This window comes from Lichenihabitans sp. Uapishka_5 (genome assembly GCF_033947565.1).
Taxonomy (GTDB): Bacteria; Pseudomonadota; Alphaproteobacteria; order Rhizobiales; family Beijerinckiaceae; genus Lichenihabitans.
The window spans coordinates 1-7,025 of the sequence record NZ_JARPVX010000129.1; the positions used below are offsets into that span (position 1 = coordinate 1).

A 7,025-nucleotide genomic window follows, 5' to 3' on the forward strand; every position below is an offset into this window, starting at 1 on the left:
GGGCGGGCACCGGCCGGCCGCCATAGACTTCCGTCGCCCGGGCGCCGGCCTCGACCCCGCGGGCGAGGCAGATCGGGATGGCGGCGCCCTTGAGATAGCCTGCCAGGAACGCCGCCAGAAAGGCGTCGCCGGCCCCCGTGGTGTCGAGCACGCCCGCCGGGCGCCCGGCGGCGGTCCAATGGGCGCCATGGCGGTTGGCCGCCTCGGCCCCGGCGGGGCCGCGCTTCACCACGAGCAGCCCATAGATGTCCGACAAGCAGCGCAATTGCTCGTCGCGGTCTTCCGTCACGGCAAGCGTGGCGGCCTCGTCGGCGTTGGGAAAGCAGATGGCGGCGCCGCTGGTCCAGCGCAGGAAATGCTCCGGGCCGACCGAGCGCAGGAACCCGGCCGAGCCGGGATCGATCGTCACCGGAATGCCGCGGCGCCGGGCCGTGGCCATCAGTTCGGTCACGGCGGCGCGTGGCCCGGGCGACACCAGGGCGTAGCCGCTGAGGTGCAGGATCGCGGCCTCGTCGAGCAGGCTGTCGGGCAGGTCGGCGCGGCAAAGAGCTTCGTTGGCGCCCCGGTCGGTGAAGAAGCTCCGCTCGCCGTCGGGCGACAGAAGCGTCACCAGCGTGCCGGTGCCGAGATCGGGGTCGGCCGCGAGGCGCGGCACGATGCCGGACTCACGGAAGCTCGCGTCCTGCCAGCCATGGTCGGCTGACCCGACCCGGCCGGCGAACACCACCGGCACCCCGAAGGAGGCGAGCCACACGGCCTGGTTGGCGGCCGAGCCGCCCGGCACCGGCGTGATGGTGGCGGGCTGGTCGGACCCAGGTGCCGGCAGGCCATGCGGCTTGACGATGATGTCCGTCATCACGTCGCCCACCACCACGACGGTCCCGGGCACGGACGTCGCGCCTCAGAGGGCCGCGAGCGCCACCGCCATCCTGGCGGCCAGCGTCGCATTGTTCTTCACGAGCGCGATATTGGCTTCCAAGCTCCGCCCTCCCGTAAGGTCCAGGATGCGCTGCAACAGGAACGGCGTCAGTTCCTTGCGGCCGATGCCCTGGGTTTCCGCTTCCGCCACCGCGGCCGCGATATGGGGATCGATTGTGGCTGAGTCGATGGCATCGGCCAAGGGGATCGGGTTCGTCACCAGAATGCCGGTGCCGAGCCCGAGCGCCCGCTGGGTGCCGATGACGCGGGCCAGCGCCTCGGGGGTGTCGAACCGATGGTCGACCGTGTGGCCGCTGGTCCGCGAGAAGAAGGCCGGGAACTCGTCCGACCCATAGCCCAGCACCGGCACGCCGTGGGTTTCCAGCACTTCGAGCGTCTTGGGCAGGTCGAGGATCGATTTGGCGCCGGCGCACACCACGGTGACGGGCGTCTGGGCCAGTTCGAGCAGGTCGGCCGAGATGTCGAAGGTGGCTTCCGCGCCGCGATGCACGCCGCCGATGCCGCCGGTGGCGAAGATCGCAATGCCGGCAAGCTTCGCCACGATCATGGTGGCCGCAACCGTGGTGCCGGCGCTGCCACCCGTCGACAACACGGCCGCGAGATCGCGCCGCGAGGCTTTTACGACGCCGGTCGCGGTGGCGAGGCGCTGCAAGGTCGCATCGTCCATGCCGGCGACGAGCTTGCCGTCCAGCACCGCGATCGTGGCCGGGGTGGCGCCGTTCTGGCGCACCACCGCTTCGACCGCACGCGCGGTCTCGAGGTTGGCCGGATAGGGCATCCCATGGGTGATGATGGTGGATTCGAGCGCCACCACCGGCTTGCCGGCCCCGAGCGCGTCGCGCACCTCCGCGCCGACGGTGAGGAAGCTGTTGAGTTGCATGGAAGCCCGGGGTCGGAGGGGATGCGTCCCCGGCTGTATGCCCGCAGGGGCGCGCCGCTGGCAACCGGCGTCTCACCGATCGCCAAACGGTCCCGCCCGTTTCGGCGCTTCAGAAGAGCGGATCGTCGAGCAGGTCCCTCGGGGTCGGCACCGCCATGCCGAGGTTCCGGTAGCCGGGGCTCGAGCGTTGTGGGCTCGCCGCGAGGTCCGTCCAGGCCGTGAGCTGGAATCCCTGCTGGGCGAGGTTGAACAGCACCAGATCGGCGGCCAGGTCGATATCGCCTCGGACAACGTCCCTAAAGCCGTCGAGGTAGCTGATCGCCAGGCGCATGGCGGTTGCCGGGGGAACGTGACCCTGCCCGGGGCCTGCGTCGCCAGTGGCCTCGAAGCCGGGCTGGGATGGAGACACCTCCATCATGACGCGGATCATGGCCTCGAAGGGGTCGACCAGCAGATCACGCAAGTCATCCTCGCCGATCCCATCCTCGGCCGCGTCGGCGCACAACAGAGCGAACATCGCCAGGGGCCCCGGAAGCCCCGGCCTCGACCGCATCCTGTGCGGAAGCCGCACCTTCACCCAATCGTCGAAAAAATCTTGAACGTCACGCCGCATGGGGGTCCGTCAGTTGAACCCCACAATGATCTACCGAAATGATGTCACGAAAAAGCCCCGAGCGGCCCGGATGGCCAAACCTTCATGCGCGCCGGGCCCCTCCCGGCTGGCGCGATCGCTCACTGGGGCGCGCCACCTTCACCGTGGAGGCCGACCTTTCAGGTTCTAATGGCTGGAGGCGATGCGGAACCGCTTGCCTAGCAGGTTGGCCACCTTGAACAGCGTCGCCTTCAATTCGGTTTCGACGTCGGTGAGCCCCAGCGCCTTGGCTTCCCGGTACGATTGCAGGACGTTGGCCGACAGGCGGTCGAGCCCGGCGAGGGAGGCCGGGGCCGGAAGGCTGGCAGTCGCAACGCCGCCTTCGGTCACCTCGAACACAAGCCCTTTGGTGCGGGTCAGCATGCCGGCGCGATCGACCAGAATGTTGCCGTGCGCCTCCATCTGGCGCGTTTGCCCGTCGGCGTCGATCATGCGGAACCGAATCACGTGGGATCCGCTGATGGTCGCGGTCGGGCATCGGCGCAGGCGCCTGACGGCGTTGATGTCATCGGGGTGGAAGGCGTGGTCGATGTCGGACCAGGACGCACCCTGCTCGCCTTGCGCCGCCGTCAGGCCGTAGAGGGTGGTGAGCTGGCCCGTCGTGCGGAGGCGCCCGACGGAATAATCCGCTTCCCAGAAGCCGACGCAGCCGACCGATTCCAGGGCGGCCTGCAAGGGTGCGAAATCGTCAAACATGCTGCGTCGTCCCGGGCCCGGACGGCCGTGCGGTATCCAGCTTCTCAAGAATTCGAGTGCCGCGCAATCGGTGGACCCGGTGCTTCGCGTCGGTTGGCGTGGCGGCGTTGGCTGGTTTACGCCGCCAGCTCCGCCACCACCATGTCGAGCACTGGAAAGCCTTCCTGGGTCACCCGCAGCCGGCCGTCGCGGGTGCGGACCACGAGGCCCTGCTCGGCCAACTCATCGATGGTGGCGTCGTTGAGGCGCTTGCCCGACAGCTCCGTGAAGCGCCGCGGGTCGATGCCCTCCCGCAGCCGCAGGCCCATTAGCAGAAACTCGTCGCCCTGCTGGTCGCGGTCGAGCGGGTCGTCGCTGATGAGGCCATGGCCTTCGCCCTCCACCACGGTCAGCCACATTTCGGGATGGCGCTCGGTCGAATGGGCGCGGCGCTGGCCACTCTGCGTCCGCATGCGGCCATGGGCGCCGGGGCCGACGCCGGCATATTCGCCATAGCGCCAGTAGATCAGGTTGTGACGGGATTCGGCGCCCGGCCGGGCATGGTTGGAGATTTCATAGGCCGGCAGGCCGCGCGCCGCCGTCACCTCCTGGGTAACGTCCCACAGGGCGCGGGCGTGTTCGGCATCGGGCACCTTGAGCTTGCCGGCCCGATGCAGCTTTTCGAACATCGTGTCGGGCTCGACCGTCAGCTGGTAGAGCGACAGGTGTTCGGCGGCGCGGTCGATGGCAGCGTTCAACTCGGCCCGCCAGGCGTCGGTCGACTGGAACGGCCGGGCATAGATGAGGTCGAAGCTGTAGCGCTCGAAGATCGACTGGGCGATGCCGACGGCCTGCATGGCTTCGTCGGCCGTGTGCAGCCGGCCGAGCGCCTTCAGGTCGGTGTCGTTCATGGCCTGGACGCCGAGCGACACCCGGTTGACGCCGGCGTCGCGGTAACCGCGAAAGCGCTCGGCCTCGACCGAGGTGGGATTCGCCTCGAGCGTCACCTCGACGTCGTGGGCGAGCGGCCAATGGGCCGCGATGGCATTCAGCAGCGCCCCGACGGTGCGGGGCTGCATCAGCGACGGCGTACCGCCGCCGAAGAACACCGACGACACGATGCGGCGCGGCGCGATGCGGGCCCGATGGGCCAGCTCGGTGCGGAAGGCCTGCAGAAAGCGGTTCTCGTCCACGGGCGCCTGGCGCACGTGGCTGTTGAAGTCGCAATAGGGGCATTTGGACAGGCAGAAGGGCCAGTGGACATAAACCCCGAAGCCGGGATCGCCGCTGTTGCTGCCGATGAGGTGAAGGGACATGGCCCGCTTATGGCACGCGGCCCCGGCGTGGTAAACGAAGGGTGAAGGCCAGCCTTACCCGAGCACGTCGGCCAACAGCGCCGCATCGACGTTGCCGCCCGACAGCACCGCGACCGCGACCCCCCCGCGTAGATCGATGCGGCCGGCCAGCACGGCCGCCAGCGCCACGGCGCCGCCGGGTTCGACCACGAGCTTCAGGTGCCGCGCCGCATAGGCCATGGCGGCCCGCACCGCCGCGTCGTCGACCACGAGCCCGTCAGCCACGAGGCGCCGGTTGATCGGAAAGGTGAGGCTGCCCGGCGTCGGCGTCACGATGGCGTCGCACAGGGTGCGGCCACCGGGCGGGTTGCGCTCGGGCCGGCCGCTCCGGAGCGAGCGGGCCGTGTCGTCGAAGCCATCGGGCTCGACGCTGTGAATCGCGGCATGGGGCGCATGGGCCTTCACGGCCACGGCGGTGCCGGCCAGCAGCCCGCCGCCGCCGCAGCACACCAGCACCGCATCGGGCACGAGCCCGAGGAGGGCCAGGTCTTCGACGATCTCGAGCCCTACCGTGCCCTGGCCGGCCATCACGTCCGGGTCGTCATAGGGCGGCACCAGCACGGCGCCGGTGTCGGCGACTAAGCGAGCCGCGATGGCAGCGCGGTCTTCGCGCTCGCGATCGTAGAACACCAGCGTGGCGCCCTGGGCGCGTGTCAGCTCCACCTTGATGACGGGAGCGTCGGCCGGCATCACCACGGTGGCCTGGAGGCCGAAGTGACGGGCCGCGGCCGCCACCGCCTGCCCGTGGTTGCCCGACGAAAAGGCCACCACGCCGCCGGGTGTCAGGGCCCGGTCGATGCGGGCCAGGCGGTTGAAGGCGCCGCGAAACTTGAAGGAGCCGGTGCGCTGCAGCGGCTCGGCTTTCAGGAAGACGCGGCCGCCCGTGCGGGCATCGAGGTCCGGGTGGCTGAGGAGCGGCGTCCGCACCGCATGGCCTTGCAGGCGTGCGGCCGCAGCCTCGATGTCGGCCAGGGCGATCGCGTCGTCGGTCATGCGGAAGGCTCGCGGTTGCGGCGGCCCAGCATGCGATCGATCCACACGGAAACGAAGCCGGTGCCAAGGAAGCCCACGCCGATCGCGAGGGCGTTGATGCCGACCCGCGCGGGGCCGATCGCCGCGACGTCGAGGAACGGGTAGGGATAACGGCCCTCAACGCTGCCGCGCGTGAGCGCATAAGCCAGATAGGCCAGGGGATAAAGCAGCCAGAGCGGTGGGTCGACGAGGCCGAGCCGCCCCTTCGGCACGAAGGCGAGCCAATACAGCGGCACCGCCACCGGCGTCACCCGGTGCATCAGCACCGTGGCAAGGCCGAGGCCATGGATGAACAAGCCTTCCAGCAGCAGCCGGAACACGACGCCGACCAGCAGGGTCGACAGCGACAGGCCGGCAAGCCAGCGGGGCATCGCACCGGGGCGCAGGCCGCAGGCCAGCGCCGTGAAGGCGATCGCCACCGCGAGATTGGTGGTGATCGTGAAATAGCGCAGCATGGCCCACAGGGTCGGCGCGGCGGCATGCCGGGACGCGTCGAGGCGGGCGAATTCGAGCCCGAGCCCCGCCCATGCGGCGGCCGCGACGGGCAAGGCCGCGAGCTGAGGCCCGAACGAGGCCGGATGGCGGGGCAGGGCGGCCCCCGTCACCCGAAGCAGCGGCGCGCGAGCGCCTGGAAGGCGCGGGCCCGGTGCGATAGGGCTTCCGAGCCGTCCGCCGGGATGCCGTGCTTGGCTTCCGACGCCATCTCGCCGAAGGTGAGGTCATGGTTGTCCGGCAGGAACAGCGGGTCGTAGCCGAACCCGAGGCTGCCGCGTGGCGGCACGATGCGGCCGAACACCTTGCCTTCGACGGTTTCGCGCCGCCCGTCGGGCCACACCAGGGCAAGCGCCGCCACGAAATGCCCGCGCCGCGCTTCGGGCGCCACGCCCTTTTGGTCGAGCAGCGTCGCGATGCGGGCCATGGCGGCGCCGAAATCCTTGCTCTCGCCAGCCCAGCGGGCCGAATAGATGCCGGGGTCGCCGTCGAGCCCGTCGACGCAGAGGCCTGAATCGTCCGCCAGCGCCGGCAGATCGGCGGCTCGCGCGGCCGCCTCGGCCTTGATCAGCGCGTTGGCCACGAAGCTGGTTCCGGTTTCTTCCGGTTCGGGCAGGCCAAGGGCGCCGGCCGACACCGTTTCGATGCCATAGGGCGCCAGAAGCTCGCCCATCTCGCGGAGCTTGCCGGCGTTGTGGGTGGCGATGACGAGCCGGGGGATGGGGGGCATGCGCGTTTCCTTCGCGGCGCGGGACTGTGTGCGCCCTACATGCCAGCCGCCGCACGGGATGCAAGGGTGAAGCCGCGTATGAGCGACGTGATGACGGAAGCCGGCCGGGTCTCCGGGGTGCGGGACGGCCGAAGCTGGTGCTGGCGCGGCGTGCCCTATGGGGCGCCGCCCACGGGGGCGCGGCGCTTCCTGCCGCCGGTGGCGCCCACACCCTGGACCGGCCTGCGCGATGGGTCGCGGTTCGGGCCGGCGGCGCCGCAACGGGTGACG

General features: G+C 70.4%; 8 protein-coding genes and 1 pseudogene. 1 reads left to right on the forward strand and 8 read right to left on the reverse strand.

Going from position 1 to position 7,025, the window contains the following annotated elements:
- From P7D22_RS21785 to rdgB, 8 genes and pseudogenes are all read right to left on the reverse strand, one after another.
- A partial coding sequence (locus tag P7D22_RS21785; protein WP_319936359.1) for a carbohydrate kinase family protein occupies nt 1–889 on the reverse strand: 889 nt, incomplete at its 3' end.
- A gap of 12 nt (nt 890–901) precedes the next feature.
- Nucleotides 902–1,819, reverse strand: coding sequence for a pseudouridine-5'-phosphate glycosidase (locus P7D22_RS21790; protein WP_319936360.1), 918 nt, complete (start codon nt 1,817–1,819; stop codon nt 902–904).
- 109 nt (nt 1,820–1,928) lie between these two features.
- On the reverse strand, nt 1,929–2,336 hold the full coding sequence (locus P7D22_RS21795) for a hypothetical protein (RefSeq protein ID WP_319936361.1): 408 nt from the start codon (nt 2,334–2,336) through the stop codon (nt 1,929–1,931).
- 261 nt (nt 2,337–2,597) lie between these two features.
- Nucleotides 2,598–3,167, reverse strand: coding sequence for a hypothetical protein (locus P7D22_RS21800; protein WP_319936362.1), 570 nt, complete (start codon nt 3,165–3,167; stop codon nt 2,598–2,600).
- Nucleotides 3,168–3,283: 116 nt separating this feature from the next.
- On the reverse strand, nt 3,284–4,462 hold the full coding sequence (gene hemW, locus P7D22_RS21805) for a radical SAM family heme chaperone HemW (RefSeq protein ID WP_319936363.1): 1,179 nt from the start codon (nt 4,460–4,462) through the stop codon (nt 3,284–3,286).
- Between the two features lie 99 nt (nt 4,463–4,561).
- Nucleotides 4,562–5,494 (reverse strand): annotated as a pseudogene (locus P7D22_RS21810) (threonine ammonia-lyase); the annotation flags it as partial.
- The gene (locus P7D22_RS21815; RefSeq protein WP_319936365.1) at nt 5,491–6,138 is read right to left on the reverse strand and encodes a Pr6Pr family membrane protein; all 648 of its coding nucleotides are present in this window, start codon (nt 6,136–6,138) and stop codon (nt 5,491–5,493) included. The gene P7D22_RS21815 and the pseudogene P7D22_RS21810, both read right to left, overlap by 4 nt.
- Nucleotides 6,135–6,755, reverse strand: coding sequence for an RdgB/HAM1 family non-canonical purine NTP pyrophosphatase (gene rdgB, locus P7D22_RS21820; RefSeq protein WP_319936366.1), 621 nt, complete (start codon nt 6,753–6,755; stop codon nt 6,135–6,137). The genes P7D22_RS21815 and rdgB overlap by 4 nt, the downstream gene beginning before the upstream one ends.
- A 78-nt stretch (nt 6,756–6,833) precedes the next feature.
- Here rdgB and P7D22_RS21825 point away from each other — a divergent pair.
- Nucleotides 6,834–7,025, forward strand: a 192-nt coding sequence (locus tag P7D22_RS21825; RefSeq protein WP_319936367.1) for a carboxylesterase family protein, incomplete at its 3' end; no start/stop codon positions are given.

What these genes read in the sequence shown, in the direction of transcription:
- P7D22_RS21790 (WP_319936360.1), bottom strand. Translation starts at nt 1,819, where the DNA reads ATGCAACTCAACAGCTTCCTCACCGTCGGCGCGGAGGTGCGCGACGCG.
- P7D22_RS21795 (WP_319936361.1), bottom strand. Translation starts at nt 2,336, where the DNA reads ATGTTCGCTCTGTTGTGCGCCGACGCGGCCGAGGATGGGATCGGCGAG.
- P7D22_RS21800 (WP_319936362.1), bottom strand. Translation starts at nt 3,167, where the DNA reads ATGTTTGACGATTTCGCACCCTTGCAGGCCGCCCTGGAATCGGTCGGC.
- hemW (WP_319936363.1), bottom strand. Translation starts at nt 4,462, where the DNA reads ATGTCCCTTCACCTCATCGGCAGCAACAGCGGCGATCCCGGCTTCGGG.
- rdgB (WP_319936366.1), bottom strand. Translation starts at nt 6,755, where the DNA reads ATGCCCCCCATCCCCCGGCTCGTCATCGCCACCCACAACGCCGGCAAG.